Raw genomic sequence first — 21,444 nt, 5'->3', positions numbered from 1 at the left:
ATGGACTTAGCTATTATTGATCAAACGCATGATGGTGTTAGCCGTTACCATCATGATTTAGTTGAAAGTGTTTTGAATTTTGCTGGGGAGGCTTTGAAATTACCCGTTAATACTGAAATGTCCGTGACATTTGTTAACAATGATGAAATTCAGCGCTATAATCGAGATTATCGAGGCGTAGATAAACCAACCGATGTTATTAGTTTTGCAATCGAAGAAGGGGAAGATGATTTTGATATAATATCAGATGATGCTTGGACTGAAGATATCGCTAAGAATATCGGAGATATTATTGTTTCGGTAGATATTATTGGCGCGCAAGCCGAATATTTAGGACATAGTTATGAGCGTGAATTAGGCTTTTTGGTAGTCCACGGCTTCCTACATTTGAATGGTTATGATCATATGTTAGGTGACGCTGAAGAAAAAGAGATGTTTGACTTGCAACGGGAAATTCTGGATAATTATGGCCTCAAGAGATAATGAAAAAACGACATTAGAAGGCATGCCTGAATCACAAAAAAAACAGACGACTAGAAATAGTAATTTTTTTAGAGCTTTACGTAATTCTCTCAATGGTATCTGGATGATTTTGGTCCGGGAACGCAATATGCGGATTCATATTTTGTTAGCCTTTTTGATATTGGTCACAGGTTTACATTATGGTTTGTATCGTGCAGATTGGCTCTGGGTGACAATGGCTGTGTTTATTGTAATTTTTAGTGAGTTTTTGAATACAATTATTGAAGCAGTTGTGGACTTAGTTGTTGAAAAAAAATATCATCCACTTGCAAAATTAGCTAAAGACGTCGCTGCCGGTGCCGTCTTAGTGGCCGTTGGTGTTGAAATTATTATTTTGTTATTAATATTTCAACCATATATATGGCGTCAGTTTGGTATTGTTACTAATTTTTCTGATTTGTTACATCATTTTCAGAAGTAATGACATTGCCAACATGCTTGAATGAGAAGATGAATAGGAGAAAGTCGACCATTAGGTCGCAATAAATTTATGGCAGAGAGTACTTTCAAATCAGGATTTGTAGCTATTATTGGACGTCCAAACGTTGGTAAATCAACTTTACTCAATCGTATTGTTGGTGAAAAAATCGCAATTATGTCTGATAAAGCACAAACAACAAGAAACAAGATACAAGGAATTTATACAACAGATAATGCTCAAGTTGTCTTTATTGACACACCAGGTGTTCACAAGCCACAAAATTCTTTGGGTAATTTTATGGTGAAATCAGCTTTTTCTGCCTTACATGAAGCTGATGCCATTTGGTTCGTTGTCGATGCATCAATGCCAAGAGGACGTGGCGATGACTTTATTATTAGTCGATTAAATGAAGTCACTGAAACACCAGTATACTTGCTAATCAATAAGGTTGATCTCATTGCGCGTGAAGAATTATTAGCAATTATCGAAAGCTATCAAGTTGACGCACCGACATGGACTGAAGTATTTCCAATTTCTGCTACTGAAGGTGATAATGTACCGGAACTGTTAGATAATGTAGTGTCTCATTTAGATGAAGGGCCACAGTATTTTGATGCCGACCAGCTAACGGATCATCCAGAAAGATTTGTCATTGGCGAATTAATTCGTGAAAAAGTACTGCAATTGACACGTCAGGAAGTGCCGCATTCAGTAGCAGTAGTTATTGACAAAATTGCCCGTGAAGATGAAGAAAAAATTCATATTCAAGCTTCCATTATTGTTGAACGGCCAACGCAAAAAAATATTATTATTGGGAAGCAAGGGACAATGATTAAAAACATCGGTACACGTGCCCGCAAAGATATTGAGCGACTGATGGGAGACAAAGTCTTTTTAGAAACTTGGGTAAAAGTAGAGCCACGATGGCGTGACAGGCCACAGGCATTACAAACCTTAGGTTATAATGAAGAAAACTATTAACACTATTTTGATATAAACCACATTATTTGTTTATCCTGTGGTTATTGGTTAATAAATAATGACAGTAATTAACGGGATTATCCTTAGTACGCGACAATATAAAGACAACGATCTATTAGTTCGTATTCTCACCGAGACAGGTGGTCTGCGAACTTTTTTGGCGCGTGGTGCTAAAAAACCAAAGTCCGCATTAGGCTCAGCATTACAGCCACATGCAGTGCTTAGCTTTGAAGGTGCTTTTCCGAAAAATAATCAAGGCTTAGGTTATATTAACGATATACAGACAATAAAAATATATCAACGGCTTATTGATGATATTGAAGTCAATGCTTATGCAGCTTTGATTGCTAGTTTAATTGATCAAACATTTGAGGAGGGTGAACAATTAACACGTTGGTACAATCAATTCGTGTTAGGTTTACAGAAGTTGGATGAAGGAATGGATCCGCAGATTATAGCCAATATTTTCGAAATCCAACTCTTAGTCCCATTAGGTGTTGCACCTAATTGGCGTCAAGACCCAATTAGCGGTGAATCGGTTGGTCAGTTTGATTATTCTGAGAAGTATAATGGCATTATTTCGGACAAACATTACGACTTAGATGATCATCGATTAATGTTAGATCAGAAAACTGTCTTTTATTTGAGACAATTTAGTATTATTGATTTGCGGCAAATTAATCAAATCAATATTTCGGAAACGACTAAGCGTGGGTTACAGCGTGTTATTGACCATATTTATGATAATCAAATCGGTTTGAAGCCAAAGGCTAAAACGTTTATCGAACAAATGCATGCTTGGCAAAATACGTTGATTAATTTTAGGCAAAATGGGGAAGGAAAGTCAGAATAATGAAGAAAATATTAGTACTCCACACGGGTGGTACGATTTCAATGCACGAAGATGAAGATGGAGATGTGGAGACAGGTATTGAAAATCCATTGACAGGGGTACAGGTTACGTTACCTGATGTGGATTTGACGGTAGAAAATATTTTTAATCTGCCAAGCGAGCATATTGGGCCGATACATATGTTACAGCTGCAACAACGTATTTTAAAAGCTGAGGGTGCTTTTGATGGTGTCGTTATTACACATGGCACAGATACCCTGGAAGAAACATCGTTTTTCTTAGATAGCACATTGGATGTGTCAATGCCAATTGTTATGACAGGTGCTATGCGTTCATCTAATGAACTAGGCTCTGATGGGCTGTATAATTATCAATCGGCCTTACGCGTTGCAGCTGAACATGAATCTCAGCATCGTGGTGTTTTGGTTGTGATGAATGATGAAATTCATGCGGCACGTTTCGTCACTAAAACGCATACGACTAATGTGGCCACATTTGGCTCACCAATTAGTGGAACTATGGGTTTACTAACTAAAAGGCAAATTATCTATTTTTATGATCTTCCTAAGCGACACATACTGCCCATAGCCCATGTTGATAAAAGAATTCCTGTTCTAAAGGCTTATGCAGGTATGGATGGTCAATTATTGGAATTGCTAGCGGCTTCGAATATTGATGGCATTATTATCGAAGCGTTAGGAGCAGGTAATTTATCCAGAGAAGCTGCGCAAGGCGTGCAATATATACTGTCACGAAACATTCCGGTCGTTGTTGTATCAAGGAGTTTTAATGGCGTTGCTGAGCCAGTTTATGATTATTTAGGTGGTGGTGTGCAGCTTGAAAAAGCAGGCGTCATCTTTGCTACCAGTATTAATGGTCAAAAAGCAAGGTTGAAGTTACTAATTGGGTTAGACAATAGGTTAGATGATTCGGCCTTGCACACTTATTTGCATCAACTTTAAGATAATTAAAGTAAAAAGCATTAACAATCTGATATTTGTTAACGCTTTTTGTTTTATTCAATTTTAAAAATATTATTATAGATCGCCTTTACTGCACTATCTGCAAGGTCTGGTTGAATACCTAACATAATTGAAATTTCACTTGCCCCTTGATTGACCATTTGCAGACTAATGCCATTTTCTTTTAATGGTGTGACAATTTCTGTTAACGCACCAATACGGTTTCGCATACCTTCGCCAACAATCATGATAATGCCATAACTGGGCAACCATTTCAGCGTGTCTGGCTTGATGTCTGCAGCAATATCAGCCAGCATGGCATCGACTTTATCTTGAGAAAGATTTGTTTTGTCAAAAATAATGGTCAAATCATCAATTCCTGACGGCATATGCTCGTAGGAAATGTTATGACGCTTTAAAATTTCTAGAATACGAAGCGTGAAGCCAACTTCCTTGTTTAGTAAGTAACGATGTAAGTATAATGCAGCAAATCGGTTAGAGTTGGCAATACCAGTTACAGGTCGCGTTTCTTGGACTTCAGTTGGTGGCACAATAAATGTTCCGGGTGCATCAGGATCGTTTGTATTTTTAATATTAATACGAATACCACCTTGGATAGCAGGAATAATCGCTTCATCGTGAAATACAGCAAAGCCAGCATAAGATAATTCACGCATTTCATCGTATGTCATCTGGTGAATAGCAGCAGGATGAGTAATAATATTTGGGTTAACAGCATAAATTGCACTAACGTCTGTGAAGTTTTCATATAAATCAGCACTTAAAGCGCGTGCCATAATGGCGCCAGTGATGTCAGAACCACCTCGTGAGAAAGTTGCCATATCACCATTATTTGTATAGCCAAAGAATCCTGGGATAATGAGTCTTTCACTGGTGGAAAGATCTAATTTGGCAATTGTTTCATAAGATTGTGTATTGAAAGTTGCAGAACGTGCATTATCATCAACTAATAGACCAATTTGCTTTGGGTCAATGAAACGGGCGGGTAAGCCCAAGTAAGTAAAAACTTTAGCAATTAACTGCGCATTGAGGTATTCACCATGTGCAGCAAAAGCAGCAAATAAATAATCAAACGAACGATAATGCTTTTTAGCCAAATGATCAATTTGTTGGTCAATATCTGTCAATGATTCCTGTGGTAGACCAAAATGATAAGCAATATCATGATAGCGTTGTTTGATGTCTGAAATAATTGTCTCTGTATTTTGGTCGTTGATTGTGGCCTCAGCATATTTAATGAGCAGGTCAGTAACTTTAATATCATCTGTAAAACGTTTACCCGGCGCAGAGACAACAATTATTTTACGGTTGCTATCCGCATTAACAATATTAAAAACACGCTGTAACTGGTGTCCATCAGCTAGTGATGAACCACCAAACTTTGAAACCTTCATGTGATTATTCTTCTTTCGTAATAGTTAAGCCGGAACGATTTAAATGGCACTGTATAGTCCTTCCAGACGTTGTAAGATGGGTTAAGGCTGGGAGTAAAATTTTGGCCTCATTTTTTGGTGCCATAATGATAACGGTTGGCCCAGCCCCAGATAAATAAGTTCCTAGTACATCATACTGATGTGCAATGTGACGAATTTCTAATAAATGAGGAACTAGATGATGACGTTGTTGTTCATGAAACTGATCTTTTTCAATCAATTGTTTTGCAGTTTGCCAGTCATCATTGGCTAGTGCCGCAATCAGTGTGTTACTAATGGCACTACCAGCAATGCTCTTTTTAAAAGGGAAGTCATCAGGTAAAGCATTTCTGGCTTCAGCCGTTTTTAATTCATAATCTGGAATAAATACCGTAAAGATGATGTTTTCAGGTATGTGGAAACTGCTGTTATAGACCTGATGACCGTCATAATAAGCTGAAATGGCGCCACCAAGCAAAGCAGGCGCCACATTGTCAGGATGTCCCTCTAACATTGTAGCTTGCTTGAGTATTTCTTTTGGGGATAAATTAAGATCGGCAAGTATGTTAGCCATAGTTAAACCAGCTAATAAAGCAGCCGATGAAGAACCAAGGCCTCTAGCCAAGGGGATATCTGACTTCACCACAAGACGATGTGGTTGCATGTTGCTAGTTAATGTTAGCGCTGCTTGCACAATAAAATGGGTGATATCATGTGGTAAATCTGGCTCTTCATGAATGACTTGCCAGGTTGTTGTTGCCTCATGTATTTCAAGGGTGAGAAAAAGATCTAGCGCAAGACCCAACGAATCAAAACCAGGACCAATATTGGCGCTAGTAGCTGGTACTTTAATTTTTATCATGAGAAAATTTTATACTCCGCTGCTAGGTTAATACCATCCGCATTGCGTATTGTCGTTTGAATGACATTAAGTTGTGCATCGCTTGCTGGATGAGTGAGTGCAACTAATCGCGCTGTGCCGTTAGCTGCTGGTGTTTGTTTTAAATCAGAAAAACTAATCTTTGCTGCCGCAAACATGCCCGTTACTGAATACATAGCACCGGGTGTATCATCGACTTCAATTACAATGAATCGTCTTGATAGGCGTTGAGAGGGTTTGGCGATATCTAAGTTTTGATTAAATGAATTGAATGGTCTGCCTGGTGTGTTTAAAGCAATATCCGTGGCAATGTTGGTTAAGTCACTCAGAACAGAGTTGGCGGTTGGTAGTTCACCGGCACCGGGACCATACAACATGATTTCTCCAACAGATTCACCATTAACAAGGACAGCGTTATTCTCATTATGAACTGTTGCCAGAGGATGTGTGAAAGGAACTAAATAGGGTGATACATCAATGCTAATAGCATTAGCATCTTGACCAACACGTTGTGCAACACCTAGCAATTTAACAGCATAACCAAAAGCATTAGCGTCTTCAATATCGGCATCGGTAAGGTGTGTGATGCCATTGATAGTGAGATCGTCCAAAGCTGGCTGAACACCGAAAGCAAAATTAGATAGAATGATCAGTTTATAGGCAGCGTCAAATCCTGCCACGTCATTGGTGGGATCAGCTTCAGCAAAGCCCTTTTTTTGTGCTAACTGTAAAGCATTTGCATATGATAATTTATTGGTTGTCATTTGTGTCAATATAAAATTGCTCGTCCCATTAATAATACCGGCAACACGAGAAATTTCATCAGCTGTAAAACTATTGGCGAGGGTTCTGAGAATTGGAATACCACCGGCAACTGCTGCTTCAAAAAATAAATCCACGCCATTAGCTTCAGCAATAGCAACTAGTTCTTGTCCACGACTGGCGATAAGGTCTTTATTAGCGGTCACAACATGCTTTTTAGCAGTGAGGGAATCTTTAATAATTTTATAAGCCTGATCTAATGTCCCCATGACCTCAACTACAATTTGAATTTCCGGATTGTTTAAAATATCTTTGGCATCATTTGTAATGGGGAAGTTGTTAATAAATCCAGTGCGCTTTTTCTCTAAATTATTAACAACAGCATGCTTAACAAGTAGATGAGTGCCAGTACGTTTCGCTATTTGGTCAGCGTTATCTTGTAGTATTTTTACGACACCACTGCCCACGGTGCCTAATCCAAAAAGCCCAATTCCAATATCCATAGTTAATTCCTTTTCGTGTTATTCTTAATAATACTATCATTTTTCTTCATAATTTTGAAGTTTTTTGTTATAATTTAGTCAATAATGCAAAAGGAACCAAGATAAGATGAACTATATTTCTACGCGTGGTCAAGCACCAGCGGTGACAGCTAGCCAAGCTATAATCAATGGCATAGCACCTGACGGCGGACTATATGTACCAGAAAGTTGGCCAAATATTGAATTGGATTGGACGCAACTGCAAAAACAAACTTATGCTGATATCGCAACATTAATCTTTGACGGTTTCTTTGATGACTTTAGTGTTAATGAAATCGATTGTGTGATAGACAAAGCTTATGGTAAACAGTGGACGACTGAGGACATTGTGTCATATCATCAAGCCGATGATTTGTTTTATATTGAACTATTTCATGGCCCAACATTAGCTTTTAAAGATGTTGCATTACAGGCTTTGCCACATTTGATGACAACGGCTGCCAAAAAGCAAGGTCTTGATGATGGCATTGTCATTTTAACTGCAACTTCTGGTGATACCGGAACAGCTGCTATGAGTGGTTTTGGAGATGTACAACATACTGATATTGTTGTATTTTATCCAGAGGTTGGTGTTAGTGACATTCAAAGACGACAAATGCAAACCGAGCCAGCGCACAATGCTCACGTAACGGCTATTAGTGGTAATTTTGATGATGCGCAGAAAGCTGTTAAATCATTATTGTCAGACCAATCGTTAGCAGCCGATTTAGCCGACAAGCATTTGCGATTCTCTTCGGCAAATTCCATTAATATCGGGCGGTTAGTGCCACAAATTGTTTATTATATTCATGCCTATGCGCAATTAGTTAAACAACATCAAATTGCAAGTGGTGAGGCCATTAATATCGTTGTACCTACCGGTAATTTTGGTAATATGTTGGCGGCTTACTATGCTAGTCAGATTGGCTTGCCTGTTGCACAATTTGTTGTGGCGTCAAATGAAAATAATGTTTTAACAGACTTCTTTAACACTGGCACATATGATCGACAACGCACATTTAAGGTAACCAACGCCCCTGCAATGGACATCTTAGTTTCCAGTAACTTAGAGCGTCTATTATACTTTGCGTCTGGTCGTAATACTGAGGAAGTAAGAGAATATATGAATGCCTTAGATGAACAAGGGCATTACACTTTAAAACCGTCAACACAGGCCAACTTATCACAGTTTAAAGCCGCGAGTGCTTCACAAACAGAAGTTTTGAAGACAATTAAACGTGTGTTTGAAGAGGGAAATTATGTAATTGATCCACACACAGCTGTTGGGCAATATGTTTATAACCAACTTGACATATCTGGGACAACTATCTTAGCTGCTACTGCTAGTCCGTTTAAATTCGCTGATACGGTACTCAATGCGCTAGGTGAAACACCCCTGAATGAATATGATGGCCTAAAGCAACTCGCTGACAAAAGCAATGTTGTCATACCGGAACAAATTCAGTTGCTTTTTCAGCGACCAGTGATTCATACGCAAACTATCGCACCAAATCAAATGACAACAGTTTTAAGGCATCAAATCTTTTAATGACGAACATTTCTAGATAAAAAAACCAATAATTCGTTTTTACACGTATAATTAAAAGTGAAAAAAGTCAAAAAACAAGTTATAATTAAGCTATTAATGAATTTAGGAGAACGTCATGTCATTTAAAGAACTAGACCCTGAGGTATGGAGTGCTATTCAACAAGAGGGTGCCCGTCAAAATCGTACAATCGAGTTAATTGCATCTGAAAATTTCGCGTCAAAGGGTGTTCGTGCAGCCCAAGGATCAGTATTGACGAACAAGTATGCTGAGGGATATCCTTACAAACGTTATTATGGCGGAACGGAATATGTTGATGTTGTCGAGCAATTGGCTATTGATCGTTTGAAGGCACTTTTTGGTGCTGAATATGCCAACGTTCAACCACATTCTGGTTCTCAGGCTAATGCAGCTGCATACATGGCATTTTTGCAGCCAGGCGATAAGATTTTAGGTATGGATCTTGATGCCGGTGGGCATTTAACACATGGTGCCAAGGTATCATTTTCAGGTAAAATGTATCAATCATATACTTACGGTCTAGATGCAGAAAGTGAACAGTTAGATTATGAAGCAATTGCTAAACAAGCTCGTGAAGTACAACCACAAATGATTGTTGCTGGTGCTTCTGCTTATTCACGTATCATTGATTTCAATAAATTCCGTGAAATAGCTGATGAAGTGGGTGCTTATTTGATGGTTGATATGGCGCATATTGCTGGTTTAGTGGCCGCTGGGTTACATCCAAATCCAGTTGGTATTGCTGATGTAGTCACTTCCACAACACATAAAACATTACGTGGACCACGTGGTGGTGTGATTTTGTCGCAAGAAAAATATGCGAAAAAAATTAATTCTGCCATTTTCCCAGGTTCTCAGGGTGGTCCATTAGAGCATGTTATTGCAGGAAAGGCTATTGCATTTGGCGAAGCATTGCAGCCTGAATTTAAAGCGTATGCGGCACAAATTATTAAAAACGCACAAGCTATGGCTGAAGTTTTCACAGCAACCGAAGATATTCGTGTTGTTGCTGGCGGTACAGACAACCATTTGTTTAACTTAGATTTGACAAAAACTGGTTTGAATGGCAAACAGACACAAGAACTCTTAGACAGTGTTTCGATTACAACAAATAAAGAAGCACTTCCCAATGAAACATTGAGTCCATTCATCACTTCAGGTATTCGTATTGGGACACCAGCAATTACGACACGGGGATTCAATGAAGCGGATGCACGCCATGTGGCAGAACTTATTGTGACAGCTATTCATCATTACGATGATGCAAAAGTGCTGAAAGACGTTAAAAAAGAAGCTGAAATTTTAGCTATGACACATTTATTTGAATAATATAATCAGCTGGGTTACCAGCTTTTTTATATTGGAGATTAGTCATGTTAGATAAAAAAAAATTACGAATACAGCAAAAAGAACGCTTAGTTGAATTTGTTGGGGTGCCTAGACAAACCGAAGAGAATAACTTACGCCGTCAATTATTTCATTCATCACAATGGCAACAAGCACAAGTTATTGCTGTCGTATTAAGTACAGCTTTTGAACTAGATACGCAACCTATCATTGAAAAAGCATGGGATGAACATAAAGTGGTGGTGGTACCAAAAATCATGGATCATCAAATGCAATTTATTGCTATTAACGCTGATTCAATGTATACTCGTGCAGCATTTGATATTAAGGAGCCGACAAGTAATCATACTTTTAATGCAGCGGCCATTGATTTGGTTATTGTACCCGGATTAGCATATACTATATCGGGTCAGCGCTTAGGATTTGGCGCGGGGTATTATGATCGCTTTTTAGCTCAGTATACTGGCAATAGTGTGGCATTGGCTTTAAGTGTACAAATGTTAGCAGTATTACCAGTTGAGCAGCATGATCAAAAAGTGGCACATATCATAACAGTATAAAAAGCACATGTAATCTGATAAGATCAGCATGTGCTTTTTTAGCATTTCATTCAACTAGAGGTAAAATATTAACAATTGCGATACGGTCGCTATCGTCATTTTTTAGGCGTTCGATAATTTCGTGATAGCGCTGTTCTGATAACGGCTCTTTTTTATCAAAAGTCAAAATTTTATTATCGATATGATTGCTTGTGCTAGGATATTGTTCAATGCGGTAGATGATGAGTAGTTTTTTATAAGCGAAGGGCTGTACGAGTAAACCTTCTAAATGTGTTTCCACCTTTTCGGTAGTTTGCGTATCAATTGTAGCTTTTAATTTTTGTTTTGCTTTGTTAAAAAGTGGCATTATTTTCTCTCCATGGTTTGTTTGAAATAAGATTGCAGACCTGCAGTTACAGCGTTAGCAATTTCTTTTTGATAGACTGCTGTACGAATATGTTTAAAATCAGAAGGATTATTAATGTACCCTAACTCTAAAAGCGTTGCAGGGCGAGTCACTTGATCTAGGACAACGTACTTAGCGGTATCACTTCCTCGGTTAGGTAGCGGGAGTTGGTTTAACGACTGATGTAATGCTTCAGTGAGTTGCTTACCATTGTTATGATAATAGTATTGGGAAATTCCCGTGGCACTGGTTGCATTGTTTTCATCCCCATCATGATCAAAATGAATAGATATTTGCGCGTCTGCTTGGTACTTTTCTGTTAGGCGTGGAATGTGTAGTAGGGGGATGATAACGTCTGAATCGCGTGTCATGAAAACGCGAGCGCCGGTCTGTTGAAGTTTGTCGCGAATTGCTCTGGCAGTGCTAAGTGTATATGTTTTTTCGAAATGCTTTCCGTCAGCTGAAGATGAGCCATTATCACCTGGCAAGCCATCATACCTTTTATCTGGATCACCACCATGCCCAGGATCAAGGACAATTGTTGCCTCGCTGATAGGGGTGGCAACACGCAATGTTTTCGCTTCAGCGACCCAACTTGCAACCCAACCAATTTTTTCATTGTCTGTACGACGCACTTTGTACCAGCCACGTACTTTCTCCATAATTAGTAAGTTGGTACCCTTTTTTAACGTTGCTGCTGATTGATATTGTATACCAGGACCAGTTCGCAATTGTACGTTCATTGGTCGCGTTGTGATACGGTCTTTGTTAGCAAGCGTGTATATTGATCCAAAAGTGCTTATTAAAACAAAAACCGTAATAATAACACCGATTAAATTGCTTAACAACCATTTTTTTATCATTTCTTACCTACTGAAAATACTTTTTAATGTATAAATATTGTAACATATTACTGTTATATCAACGTGTTCTTTATTTTCAAAAAATGTTACAATGTTTTTATGACATAATAGGGTAAACACTGTTATGAATACATTTAAAGGTTAAAAAGGTAGACACGATGTCAAAAGTCATGGCGGTTAACGCTGGTAGCTCATCATTGAAATTCCAATTGCTAGAAATGCCTGAGGAAACAGTATTGATGCAAGGAATTATCGAACGTATTGGTCAAGATAATGCCGAAATTACAATTAAGTACGGTAAAGATATTGAACCAAAGCGTTTAATTGGTGCCGAAGAAGGTCATATTTCACTAACAAAAAATGGTGGTCAAAAATTTGAACATGAGATGGCAATTAAAAATCACGATCAGGCCATTGATGTCTTACTGCAGAAGTTAACAGATCTTGGTATTGTTAAGGATTTCAGTGAAATTACAGGGGTTGGACATCGTGTTGTTGCCGGTGGTGAGTGGTTTAATCACTCAGTTGTTGTCACAGAAGAAGTCTTGGCAAAAATTGATCGTTTAGCAGACTATGCACCACTTCACAATCCAGCGAATGCGATGGGTATTCGTGCTTTCCAAAAGCTATTGCCAGATGCGCTCTCAGTTGCTGTTTTTGATACATCATTCCATCAAACAATGCCTGAAAAGAACTATCTTTATAGTATTCCTTACGAATATTATGCACGTTATGGCGCACGTAAGTATGGTGCTCATGGTACATCACATCGTTACGTTACAGAACGTGCTGCTGAAATGTTAAACATACCATTAGAACAGTTCAACGCGATTTCTTTCCATTTGGGTGCTGGAGCATCAATTACAGCAATCAAAAATGGTAAATCGTATGACACGTCTATGGGATTCACACCTTTAGCAGGTGTCACAATGGCAACGCGTTCGGGCGATGTTGATCCATCATTGGTTTATTATATTCAAGAACGTGAAGGATTATCTAACGAAGAGATGCTATCTGTTTTGAATAAAAAATCCGGCCTACTGGGTATCTCAACTATTTCAAGTGACATGCGTGATTTAGAAGATGTTCAAGACACAAATACGCATGCCAAGTTAGCATTAGATATGTTTTATGATCGTGTTATTCGTTACGCTGGACAATACTTTGCTGAACTGGGCCGTGTTGATGCGGTTATCTTCACAGCTGGTATCGGTGAAAACGATGCAGTAACACGTGCTAAGGTGTTAGAATCACTTGCTTTTGCTGGTGTGAAGCTCGACGCTGAAGCCAATAACGTTCGTGGTAAAGAAACTATTTTGACAACACAAGACTCATCTGTTGCTGGATTATTGATTCCAACTAACGAAGAGTTGATGATTGCACGTGATGTTGAAGCATTACGTTAACTAAAAAAAGCACGAGTCAATGCGCAGAGACATTTGGCTAGTGCTTTTTTTGTTGGGCATATGAGAATGATTTGCCTAATCAAATAACGCTACCTTAAAGATAGATTTTTTTCATTAGTTTGCTATTATAGCTCAAAAATCAAGTATAATAGAAATATGAAACAATTTAGAGTAGAAAACTTAAAAAGTACATACGGCGAAAAAATTTTATTTGATGACATCTCGTTTTTAATCACCGAGGGTGATCGCGTTGGACTTATCGGCGTCAATGGCTCTGGCAAGACATCATTACTGAATGCTATTTCGGGTGTTCATCTTGCTGACGGTGGCACGATTACCACACAAAACGACTATACCATTGGCTATTTAACTCAAGACCCGAAATTAAACGATGATGCTTTAGTAATGGATGCCATTCTATCGGGAAGTCAACCTATTTTTAAAACAATTCGCGCTTATGAGTATGCTTTACAGCAGTTTAGCGCAAATCCCACGGATCCCAAAATTGCCCAAAAATTTGAAATTGCTCAGAATGAAATGGATACGGAGGATGCGTGGACAACAGAGGCGCATATCAAATCGATTTTAACGCAGCTACATATGCCAGAATTACAACATCGCGTACGCGAACTTTCTGGTGGTCAACGCAAGCGTGTTGGTTTAGCGCAAGTACTAATTGAAGCACCGGATTTATTGATTCTAGACGAGCCAACCAACCATCTTGATTTTGATTCTATCGCTTGGTTGGAAAAATTTTTGAGCGACTATAAAGGTGCAGTTCTGGTGGTGACGCATGATCGTTACTTTTTAGATGCTGTCACAAATCGTATTTTTGAATTATCTTTCGGTCAGTTATACGAATATAAAGGTAACTACCAAGATTACATGACCGGTAAAGCAGAGCGCGTTGCACAAAGTAAACTAGCTGAACATAAGCAACAACAGTTGTATAAGCGCGAATTAGCATGGATGAGAAAATCTGCCAGAGCACGAACAACAAAACAGACAGCCAGAGAAAATGCTTTTGCCGAGTTAGAATCACAAATGGGAAATTTACAGGTCGATGAAGATGTTGCTGTTAACCTTGGGCAACAGCGACTTGGTAAGAAAGTCATTGTCATTGAACATGCTGGCGTGACGTTTGGACAACAAGTTATTTTAAATGACTTTAATCTGCGTGTGTCTTCTGGCGATCGCATTGGCATTACTGGTGCAAATGGTGCAGGAAAATCAACGCTTCTCAATGCTATCGCAGGGAAATTACCCTTAACCAGTGGCACAATAGAACTAGGAGATACCGTTAAGTTAGCCTATTATACTCAAGTCACAGAAGATATTCCTGAGGATAAGCGTGTGATTGCTTATCTTTCTGATGTTGCTAGTGCTGTAACAGACAAAGATGGCAACCAAATTAGTGTATCTGACTTATTAGAGCAGTTTTTATTTCCACCGTTTATGCACGGTACGTTAATTCGTAAGTTATCTGGTGGCGAGAAACGGCGGCTGTATTTGTTGAAACTACTTTTGCAACAGCCAAATGTTTTGTTACTTGATGAACCGACAAACGATTTAGATATTGGCACGTTAACCGTTTTAGAAGATTTTTTGTCCCGTTTTTCTGGTGCTGTCATTACGGTTTCCCACGATCGTTATTTCTTGGATAAGGTAGCAACAAAACTATACATGTTCCAAGGTAATGGTAATATTGAGCAATACAATGGTTTATTTAGTGACTATTTAGATGAGCAATTATTACAGTCACCAGAAACTGATAAAATAGCGCCGAACGCCAAGCCTGTGATAACCAAAGCAACCAAGAAAAAATTGACTTATCAAGAAAAAAAAGAGTGGGCCACGATTGAAGATGAAATTACTGAAATCGAGTCAAGCATTCGAACCATTCCTGATAAAATGGCACAGTTTGGTACTGATTATGTTAAATTGGGTGAATTACAAAAAGAACAAGAGCAACTAGAAAAACAGTTAGATGAAAAAATGACACGCTGGAGTTATTTGAGCGAGATTGTTGAGGGATAGGCAGATGATTAATCAATCATCTGCTTTTTTAGCGTTTTTAGATTGATTTCGTATTATTTGTGGAGGTAATCATGATGAATTTAAGAACACAATTATTAGCACTAACAATGACCGAAGGGATTGGTCTAGTCACCCGCACGCGCTTATTGCATTTTATAATTTCTGGTAATTTACCAACACAGTATCCTTGGTCGTTAGAAACGATTACACGATTAGCTGAACCACAACAATGTATGCGTATTGCGCAATCTTATGATAAAGCGCTGGATAGGGCGTCGACTTTTCAATTACCTTATCTTAGTTATTTTGATGAAGCCTATCCTGAGGCATTACGCGAAATCCACCAGCCACCGTTGATATTGTTTTATGAAGGTAATTTAGATGCACTTAAATTACCAAGTTTATCTGTTGTTGGGACACGGCTAGCTACACCATACGGACTAGAAACGATTCGGCATTTATTACCAACGGTGATTTCCAAGGGTATATCAATTGTGTCAGGTCTAGCGCAAGGGATAGATGTTATGGCACACCAGATAACTTTTGCAGCGTGTGGTGTGCCTATTGGTGTCATTGGTACAGGATTAGATGTGGTATATCCTAATCGACATGCTGCCTTACAAAAACAAATAGCGAATTCAGGCTTATTGATTAGTGAGTATCCAGCCGGTAGCAAACCACTCAGGTCGCATTTTCCCGAGCGTAATCGTATTATTGCTGGTTTATCATCTGCAACATTAGTCATTGAGGCTAAAAAACGTTCGGGTAGTCTAATTACAGCTAATTTAGCGTTACAAAATAATCGTGATGTTCTGGCGGTGCCTGGTAGTATTTTTTCAGAGACAGCGCAAGGCACCAACGAACTATTGAGCTTGGGTGCAAAACTCGTCGTTCAGCCGGAAGATATTTTAGAAAGTGTGCAATTACTTAATACAATCTGATATGCTATATACTAAGAAGTAAAAAATAAGGCATATACCAGATGGCAGAATCAGAAAAAAAGAAAACAACCACAACAAAAAAAACTAAAAAAACGACAACAAAAACAAGAAAAAAGAATCTTGTCATTGTGGAAAGTCCTTCGAAGGCAAAAACAATTGAGAAATATCTCGGAAGTACCTACAAAGTAATTGCTAGCCTAGGACACGTGAGAGATTTACCTAAATCAACATTAGGGGTCGATGTCGATAATAACTATGAACCAAAGTATATTAATATTCGTGGCAAAGGCGATATTATTAAAGGTTTGCGTCAAGCAGCTAAGGCAGCCAAAAATGTTTACCTAGCAAGTGACCCGGATCGTGAAGGCGAGGCAATTGCTTGGCATCTGCAGCATATACTACAACTCGACGATACGGCACCAAATCGTGTAGTATTCAACGAGATAACAAAAGATACTGTAAAAAATGCTTTTAAAACCCCACGTTTAATCAATCAAGATTTAGTAGACGCGCAGCAAGCACGTCGCATACTCGATCGGTTAGTGGGATACTCTATTTCGCCAATTCTTTGGAAAACAGTCAAGCGTGGGTTGTCAGCTGGCCGAGTACAATCTGTTGCTCTCGGCCTTATTATTAAACGAGAAAAAGAAATTCAGTCTTTTGAACCGGAAGAGTATTGGACATTAGACGCCGTATTTAAAAAAGGACGCTCAAAAATTCAATCAGTTTTTTATGGTGTGGATGATAAGAAGCAGCAGCTACCAGATAATGATAGTGTTCAAGATGTTTTAAAGCGTCTTAATCGCAATGAGCCCTTTGAAATTGCAAAAGTTGAAGCGAAAGAACGGAAACGTAATCCGCAGCGTCCGTTTACAACTTCTACTTTACAACAGACGGCTAACACTCAGTTGAATTTTAGAACACGAAAAACAATGATGGCAGCACAACAGCTGTATGAAGGCATTAATCTCGGTAGGGGTATTGGACAGACAGGACTCATTACCTACATGCGTACAGACTCAACGAGAATTTCTGAGATGGCACGTCACGCCGCAACACAGTATATACATGAAACTTGGGGAGAAGAATACGCGCAGCATCAACTAGTTAAACAACCTAGTGCTGAAGGCATACAAGATGCCCATGAGGCAGTTCGACCAACAGATGTGACACGAACACCGGATAGTATCAAAGATAAATTAACCCCTGATCAGTTCAAACTATATAGTCTCATTTGGTCGCGATTTGTTGCAAGTCAAATGACCCCAGAAATTTTAGATACAATGGCCGTGACAATTACTCAAAACGGTGTCTTATTCCGAGCAAACGGTTCCAAAACGAAATTCCCGGGGTTTACTAAAGCTTATCCAGCCGCTAAAGAGAAAGATAATACATTACCTCATTTAGAAGAGGGCGATCAAGTTAAAATAGAACAAACCGATCCTGAACAACATTTTACCCAACCGCCTGCACGGTACTCCGAAGCTGCTTTAATTAAAGCTTTGGAAGAAAATGGTGTTGGTAGACCTTCGACTTATGCGCCAACTCTTGAAACGATTCAAAAGCGAAATTATGTACGATTAGACGCACGTAAATTTGTGCCTACTGAACTCGGTGAAATTGTGCAGACAATTGTTGAAGAAAGCTTCCCTGACGTGACCAATACACAGTTTACAGCTAGAATTGAGCATGAGTTAGACGAGGTCGAAGTTGGTGCAAAATATTGGGTTCCGGTCATTGATGAATTTTTCAAACCATTTTCAAAAGAAGTTGAAAAAGCTGAAACAACATTAGAAAAGATTATCATGCATGATGAGTTGGCTGGTATTGATTGTTCAGTTTGTGGAGCGCCTATGCTTGTAAAAATGGGGCGTTATGGCAAGTTCTATGCGTGTGCTCGTTTCCCAGATTGTCGTCACACGGAGACAATTGTTAAAGAAATTGGGCTTTTGTGCCCAAAATGTCACAAAGGACAAATTGTTGAGAGAAAAACCAAAAAACAACGTACTTTTTATGGTTGCTCAAGATACCCTGATTGCGACTTTGTTTCTTGGGAGAAACCAACAGATAAAACTCTACCAGATGGCACAACACCAAAAGAAGATAGTGAAAATCAAACAAAAACTACAGACTAAGATTAAGTTCTCACAATGTCAATACCATGACATTATGAGAACTTTTTTCTCTAACATATGTAGATTAAATAAAAATAACATTTTACTAAAATAGGATTGTTTTTTATGAAAATTAAGAGTAGAATATGATTTAGGTTATGGAAGCGCTTACATTTAAACCGTGAAACTTACATTTTAATTATGGAAAGTGAGAGGAATAAGAATGAACTACCTCATATTGGTAAGTCATGGTCAGTTTTCAGAGGGATTAAGAGATGCTTTGAGCATGTTCATTGGTGATGATATTGAGCAGGTTAGAGCTATTGGATTAAAATCGGGTGAAGATACGACGAACTTTGGCAGTCGATTTAAATCATTACTCAGTGATATAGCGCCTGATGACGGCTTAATTGTTTTGGGTGATATCATAGGGGGCAGCCCATTAACGACAGTAACTGATATACTTAATCAGCAACAGCGTCTATCAGAGACGATAGTCTTGGGGGGGATGAACTTCCCCATGGCTTTGAATGCTGCCATTTTAAAGAACACGATGAGCGGGGACGACTTAGTATCAGCTGTATTGCATGAGGCGACCACAGCAGTGAAACAGTTTGAACTCATTGAAGCAGACGAAGATGAAGACGAAATTTGAAGGGAATTAAGATTATGAGTATTTCATTTGTACGTATTGACGATAGAATTATTCACGGGCAAACTGTTACGCGTTGGGCCAAAGAATACCCCTGTGATGGACTGATTGCAGTCAACGATGCTGCGGCAACTAATCCAGTATTAAAAGATGCTTTCAAAAGTGCATCAGAAAAAAAGACCTTTGTCTGGACTTTAGCTCATTTTAAAGAAAAAGCGCAACAAGTACTTGACTCTGAGAGACAATATTTCTTAATTACCAAAACACCACAAGATATGAAAACTATTCTTGTTGATTATGGGTTTGTGCCTAGCGATATTGAAAAAGTAATTGTCGGGCCTGCTAATGATCGTCCTGAGGCTATTAAATTAGGAAACAACCAATCCATCACACCTGAGGAGGCACAGGCATTTGAAGCAATTCAAGCTAAAGGCTATCAGGTTAAACTGCAACTCTTACCTGATGTTTCGATTGGCTACTGGAATGACTTCAAAAGTAAATTTAATCTGTAATTCAGGTAAATGAGAGGTTGAGAATATGACGATTAGTTGGTTACAAGCAAGTATCTTAGGTATATTTGCCAGTTTGTCATCCATGCCTGGTATGGCTGGGTCGACAATTGGTAATTACACTTTGGGACGACCATTAGTGGGTGGTTTAGTCTGTGGGTTAATCTTAGGCGACTTAAAAATGGGTATTGCTGCAGGTGTCGCCATGCAGTTGGTCTATATTGCCTTGGTTACACCAGGTGGTACAGTGTCGGCTGATGTGCGTGCGGTTTCATATATTGGTATTCCATTAGCAATGGTAGCCATTCACTCACAGGGGTTAGCAGCAACATCAGCAAACGCAGCCGATTTAGCCAAGTCAATGGGTACTTTGGTTGGTACTGTTGGTACAGTCCTTTTCTATGGTACAGCAACAATGAACCTTGTGTGGCAACACATGGGTTGGCGAGCTGTTGAAAGAGGTGAGTTCAGAAAATTGTATGCCGTTGATTGGGGCTATCCTTGGATTTCACATCTTATATTTTCTTTTATCCCAACAGTTTTAATGACACATTTCGGTTCTAGCGCTGTCCAGGCACTAAAAACCGCGTTACCAATGGATGGGATACCAATGAAAACGTTGTTTACCGTTGGCGCTTTACTACCATGTGTGGGTATTGCAATTTTGCTTAAGCAGATAGTTGATGGTCCGGTTGATTTCATTCCGTTCTTTGTTGGATTCACTTTTGCGGCTTCCTTAAAATTGAACTTAGTATCTGTTACAGTGGTATCGTTAATTTTTGCTATGATTTCTTATAAGTTAGATATGGCGATTAATACAAATCGACAAGCCGCGCCAGCTAATACAGGTGGCACAGTTGATGATGAAGAAGATGAGGACATATAAAATGGAGAATACAGGTAAGAAAATTTCTCGTAAGACGTTGAATAAGTCTTTTCATCACTGGTTTTATGGTCATCTGACGGCATTTTCACAAGAGCATATGCAGACTTTTGGTTATTTAACATCAATGCTGCCTATTGTTGAAGAATTATATGATAATAAAGAAGATCAAGAAAAGGCAATGAAGACCTATACAGCCTTTTTCAACACTGAACCACAGTTAGGTTCAATTATTGTGGGGATTACCGCCAGCTTGGAAGAAGCACGAGCAAATGATGGGCATGTTGATGATGCAACGATTAATGGCTTGCGCGCTGGTTTGATGGGTCCGATTGCTGGTATTGGTGATTCGCTAGTTGTTGGCACGCTAATTCCAGTTATTCTAGGTATTGCTTTAGGTATGTCAGATGGTGGTTCACCACTTGGTGCTATTTTCTATATTATTGTATGGAATTTGCTTGGTTACTTTGGTATGCGTTTTGCCTACTTTAAAGGTTATGAATTAGGCGATAAAGCGGTTGGTATTTTAGTTGGCGCCCAGGGAAAAGCGATTCGTAAGGCCATCGCCACTGTTGGTGGTATGGTTGTCGGCGGTGTTGCTGCAACCTGGGTGACTGTAAAAACATCATTTACTTTGCGAAATGGTTCAGGAAAAGCATACTTGGTGCTACAGGATAAGCTTGATTCAGTTTATCCAGGATTATTAACAGCCGCTTTTATTGTTTTATGCTGGTGGCTTATGGCAAAAAAGAATATTTCGCCTATCAAAGTCATGTTAATTTTGGTTGTAGTAGCGTTGATTGGTGTACTAACTGGCTTCTTTAACCCAGGACTCAAGTATTAA

At 38.9% G+C, this 21,444-nt stretch carries 21 protein-coding genes; 16 read left to right on the top strand and 5 right to left on the bottom strand.

The window, feature by feature from the left end; all coding sequences use genetic code 11:
* The 5 genes from ybeY (at position 1) to FGL72_RS04810 (ending at position 3,739) form a co-directional block, all read left to right on the top strand.
* A complete protein-coding gene (gene ybeY, locus FGL72_RS04830) occupies positions 1–483 on the top strand; it encodes an rRNA maturation RNase YbeY (RefSeq protein ID WP_004899798.1) in 483 nt (160 codons plus the stop codon).
* Entirely contained in the window at positions 467–943 is a 477-nt protein-coding gene (locus FGL72_RS04825; protein ID WP_004899795.1) for a diacylglycerol kinase family protein, read from the top strand. Before ybeY ends, FGL72_RS04825 begins: the two co-directional genes overlap by 17 nt.
* A gap of 69 nt (positions 944–1,012) precedes the next feature.
* Complete coding sequence (gene era, locus FGL72_RS04820; RefSeq protein WP_085698975.1) at positions 1,013–1,924, top strand: GTPase Era; 912 nt, start codon at positions 1,013–1,015, stop codon at positions 1,922–1,924.
* Between the two features lie 58 nt (positions 1,925–1,982).
* Positions 1,983–2,777: a DNA repair protein RecO gene (recO, locus tag FGL72_RS04815; protein WP_085698977.1), complete on the top strand. Its 795-nt coding sequence runs from the start codon at positions 1,983–1,985 to the stop codon at positions 2,775–2,777.
* The gene (locus FGL72_RS04810; RefSeq protein WP_085698979.1) at positions 2,777–3,739 is read left to right on the top strand and encodes an asparaginase; all 963 of its coding nucleotides are present in this window, start codon (positions 2,777–2,779) and stop codon (positions 3,737–3,739) included. Before recO ends, FGL72_RS04810 begins: the two co-directional genes overlap by 1 nt.
* Before the next feature lie 53 nt (positions 3,740–3,792).
* Here FGL72_RS04810 and FGL72_RS04805 read toward each other — a convergent pair whose 3' ends face one another.
* Genes FGL72_RS04805 through FGL72_RS04795 form a run of 3 tightly spaced genes read right to left on the bottom strand, consistent with a single transcriptional unit; the run spans position 3,793 to position 7,317 of the window.
* Positions 3,793–5,154, bottom strand: coding sequence for an aspartate kinase (locus tag FGL72_RS04805; RefSeq protein WP_040176838.1), 1,362 nt, complete (start codon positions 5,152–5,154; stop codon positions 3,793–3,795).
* Positions 5,155–5,158: 4 nt separating this feature from the next.
* Positions 5,159–6,034, bottom strand: a complete 876-nt coding sequence (thrB, locus tag FGL72_RS04800) for a homoserine kinase (RefSeq protein ID WP_146992828.1) — start codon at positions 6,032–6,034, stop codon at positions 5,159–5,161.
* Positions 6,031–7,317, bottom strand: a complete 1,287-nt coding sequence (locus FGL72_RS04795) for a homoserine dehydrogenase (protein ID WP_004899783.1) — start codon at positions 7,315–7,317, stop codon at positions 6,031–6,033. Before FGL72_RS04795 ends, thrB begins: the two co-directional genes overlap by 4 nt.
* A 106-nt stretch (positions 7,318–7,423) precedes the next feature.
* Between FGL72_RS04795 and thrC the strand changes: the two genes are divergently transcribed.
* From thrC to FGL72_RS04780, 3 genes are all read left to right on the top strand, one after another.
* Positions 7,424–8,884 carry a threonine synthase gene (gene thrC, locus FGL72_RS04790; protein ID WP_004906990.1) on the top strand — a complete coding sequence of 487 codons (1,461 nt, stop codon included), beginning with the start codon at positions 7,424–7,426 and terminating at the stop codon, positions 8,882–8,884.
* 115 nt (positions 8,885–8,999) lie between these two features.
* Positions 9,000–10,232, top strand: a complete 1,233-nt coding sequence (gene glyA / locus FGL72_RS04785) for a serine hydroxymethyltransferase (protein ID WP_004906989.1) — start codon at positions 9,000–9,002, stop codon at positions 10,230–10,232.
* A 44-nt stretch (positions 10,233–10,276) separates the two neighbouring features.
* Positions 10,277–10,810, top strand: a complete 534-nt coding sequence (locus FGL72_RS04780; RefSeq protein ID WP_085698983.1) for a 5-formyltetrahydrofolate cyclo-ligase — start codon at positions 10,277–10,279, stop codon at positions 10,808–10,810.
* Positions 10,811–10,856: 46 nt separating this feature from the next.
* Here FGL72_RS04780 and FGL72_RS04775 read toward each other — a convergent pair whose 3' ends face one another.
* Both FGL72_RS04775 and FGL72_RS04770 read right to left on the bottom strand, forming a co-directional pair.
* Entirely contained in the window at positions 10,857–11,156 is a 300-nt protein-coding gene (locus FGL72_RS04775; RefSeq protein WP_012305119.1) for a hypothetical protein, read from the bottom strand.
* Positions 11,156–12,058, bottom strand: a complete 903-nt coding sequence (locus FGL72_RS04770; RefSeq protein ID WP_085698985.1) for an N-acetylmuramoyl-L-alanine amidase family protein — start codon at positions 12,056–12,058, stop codon at positions 11,156–11,158. The genes FGL72_RS04775 and FGL72_RS04770 overlap by 1 nt, the downstream gene beginning before the upstream one ends.
* Positions 12,059–12,216: 158 nt before the next feature.
* Between FGL72_RS04770 and FGL72_RS04765 the strand changes: the two genes are divergently transcribed.
* From FGL72_RS04765 to FGL72_RS04730, 8 genes are all read left to right on the top strand, one after another.
* Positions 12,217–13,464 (top strand): acetate/propionate family kinase, encoded by a 1,248-nt coding sequence (locus tag FGL72_RS04765; protein WP_004899766.1) that lies wholly within the window; start codon positions 12,217–12,219, stop codon positions 13,462–13,464.
* Positions 13,465–13,620: 156 nt separating this feature from the next.
* Entirely contained in the window at positions 13,621–15,501 is a 1,881-nt protein-coding gene (locus tag FGL72_RS04760) for an ABC-F family ATP-binding cassette domain-containing protein (RefSeq protein WP_133286214.1), read from the top strand.
* Between the two features lie 71 nt (positions 15,502–15,572).
* Entirely contained in the window at positions 15,573–16,442 is an 870-nt protein-coding gene (gene dprA, locus FGL72_RS04755) for a DNA-processing protein DprA (RefSeq protein ID WP_004899762.1), read from the top strand.
* Positions 16,443–16,483: 41 nt separating this feature from the next.
* Positions 16,484–18,577, top strand: coding sequence for a type I DNA topoisomerase (gene topA, locus FGL72_RS04750; protein ID WP_085698990.1), 2,094 nt, complete (start codon positions 16,484–16,486; stop codon positions 18,575–18,577).
* A 202-nt stretch (positions 18,578–18,779) separates the two neighbouring features.
* Positions 18,780–19,211 (top strand): PTS sugar transporter subunit IIA, encoded by a 432-nt coding sequence (locus FGL72_RS04745; protein WP_004904015.1) that lies wholly within the window; start codon positions 18,780–18,782, stop codon positions 19,209–19,211.
* Positions 19,212–19,225: 14 nt separating this feature from the next.
* Positions 19,226–19,720: a PTS sugar transporter subunit IIB gene (locus FGL72_RS04740; RefSeq protein WP_004906974.1), complete on the top strand. Its 495-nt coding sequence runs from the start codon at positions 19,226–19,228 to the stop codon at positions 19,718–19,720.
* A gap of 25 nt (positions 19,721–19,745) precedes the next feature.
* The gene (locus tag FGL72_RS04735; protein ID WP_004899753.1) at positions 19,746–20,603 is read left to right on the top strand and encodes a PTS mannose/fructose/sorbose/N-acetylgalactosamine transporter subunit IIC; all 858 of its coding nucleotides are present in this window, start codon (positions 19,746–19,748) and stop codon (positions 20,601–20,603) included.
* Position 20,604: 1 nt separating this feature from the next.
* Positions 20,605–21,444 carry a PTS system mannose/fructose/sorbose family transporter subunit IID gene (locus FGL72_RS04730; protein WP_004899750.1) on the top strand — a complete coding sequence of 280 codons (840 nt, stop codon included), beginning with the start codon at positions 20,605–20,607 and terminating at the stop codon, positions 21,442–21,444.

The organism is Leuconostoc citreum, assembly GCF_007954785.1.
Lineage (GTDB): Bacteria > Bacillota > Bacilli > Lactobacillales > Lactobacillaceae > Leuconostoc > Leuconostoc citreum.
Note: the sequence above shows the minus strand (reverse complement) of the source record. Positions and strands in the feature narration are given on the sequence as shown.

Bases quoted from the DNA above. Each gene is read 5' to 3' on its own strand.
- ybeY (WP_004899798.1), top strand. From the start codon at position 1: ATGGACTTAGCTATTATTGATCAAACGCATGATGGTGTTAGCCGTTAC.
- FGL72_RS04825 (WP_004899795.1), top strand. From the start codon at position 467: ATGGCCTCAAGAGATAATGAAAAAACGACATTAGAAGGCATGCCTGAA.
- era (WP_085698975.1), top strand. From the start codon at position 1,013: ATGGCAGAGAGTACTTTCAAATCAGGATTTGTAGCTATTATTGGACGT.
- recO (WP_085698977.1), top strand. From the start codon at position 1,983: ATGACAGTAATTAACGGGATTATCCTTAGTACGCGACAATATAAAGAC.
- FGL72_RS04810 (WP_085698979.1), top strand. From the start codon at position 2,777: ATGAAGAAAATATTAGTACTCCACACGGGTGGTACGATTTCAATGCAC.
- FGL72_RS04805 (WP_040176838.1), bottom strand. From the start codon at position 5,154: ATGAAGGTTTCAAAGTTTGGTGGTTCATCACTAGCTGATGGACACCAG.
- thrB (WP_146992828.1), bottom strand. From the start codon at position 6,034: ATGATAAAAATTAAAGTACCAGCTACTAGCGCCAATATTGGTCCTGGT.
- FGL72_RS04795 (WP_004899783.1), bottom strand. From the start codon at position 7,317: ATGGATATTGGAATTGGGCTTTTTGGATTAGGCACCGTGGGCAGTGGT.
- thrC (WP_004906990.1), top strand. From the start codon at position 7,424: ATGAACTATATTTCTACGCGTGGTCAAGCACCAGCGGTGACAGCTAGC.
- glyA (WP_004906989.1), top strand. From the start codon at position 9,000: ATGTCATTTAAAGAACTAGACCCTGAGGTATGGAGTGCTATTCAACAA.
- FGL72_RS04780 (WP_085698983.1), top strand. From the start codon at position 10,277: ATGTTAGATAAAAAAAAATTACGAATACAGCAAAAAGAACGCTTAGTT.
- FGL72_RS04775 (WP_012305119.1), bottom strand. From the start codon at position 11,156: ATGCCACTTTTTAACAAAGCAAAACAAAAATTAAAAGCTACAATTGAT.
- FGL72_RS04770 (WP_085698985.1), bottom strand. From the start codon at position 12,058: ATGATAAAAAAATGGTTGTTAAGCAATTTAATCGGTGTTATTATTACG.
- FGL72_RS04765 (WP_004899766.1), top strand. From the start codon at position 12,217: ATGTCAAAAGTCATGGCGGTTAACGCTGGTAGCTCATCATTGAAATTC.
- FGL72_RS04760 (WP_133286214.1), top strand. From the start codon at position 13,621: ATGAAACAATTTAGAGTAGAAAACTTAAAAAGTACATACGGCGAAAAA.
- dprA (WP_004899762.1), top strand. From the start codon at position 15,573: ATGATGAATTTAAGAACACAATTATTAGCACTAACAATGACCGAAGGG.
- topA (WP_085698990.1), top strand. From the start codon at position 16,484: ATGGCAGAATCAGAAAAAAAGAAAACAACCACAACAAAAAAAACTAAA.
- FGL72_RS04745 (WP_004904015.1), top strand. From the start codon at position 18,780: ATGAACTACCTCATATTGGTAAGTCATGGTCAGTTTTCAGAGGGATTA.
- FGL72_RS04740 (WP_004906974.1), top strand. From the start codon at position 19,226: ATGAGTATTTCATTTGTACGTATTGACGATAGAATTATTCACGGGCAA.
- FGL72_RS04735 (WP_004899753.1), top strand. From the start codon at position 19,746: ATGACGATTAGTTGGTTACAAGCAAGTATCTTAGGTATATTTGCCAGT.
- FGL72_RS04730 (WP_004899750.1), top strand. From the start codon at position 20,605: ATGGAGAATACAGGTAAGAAAATTTCTCGTAAGACGTTGAATAAGTCT.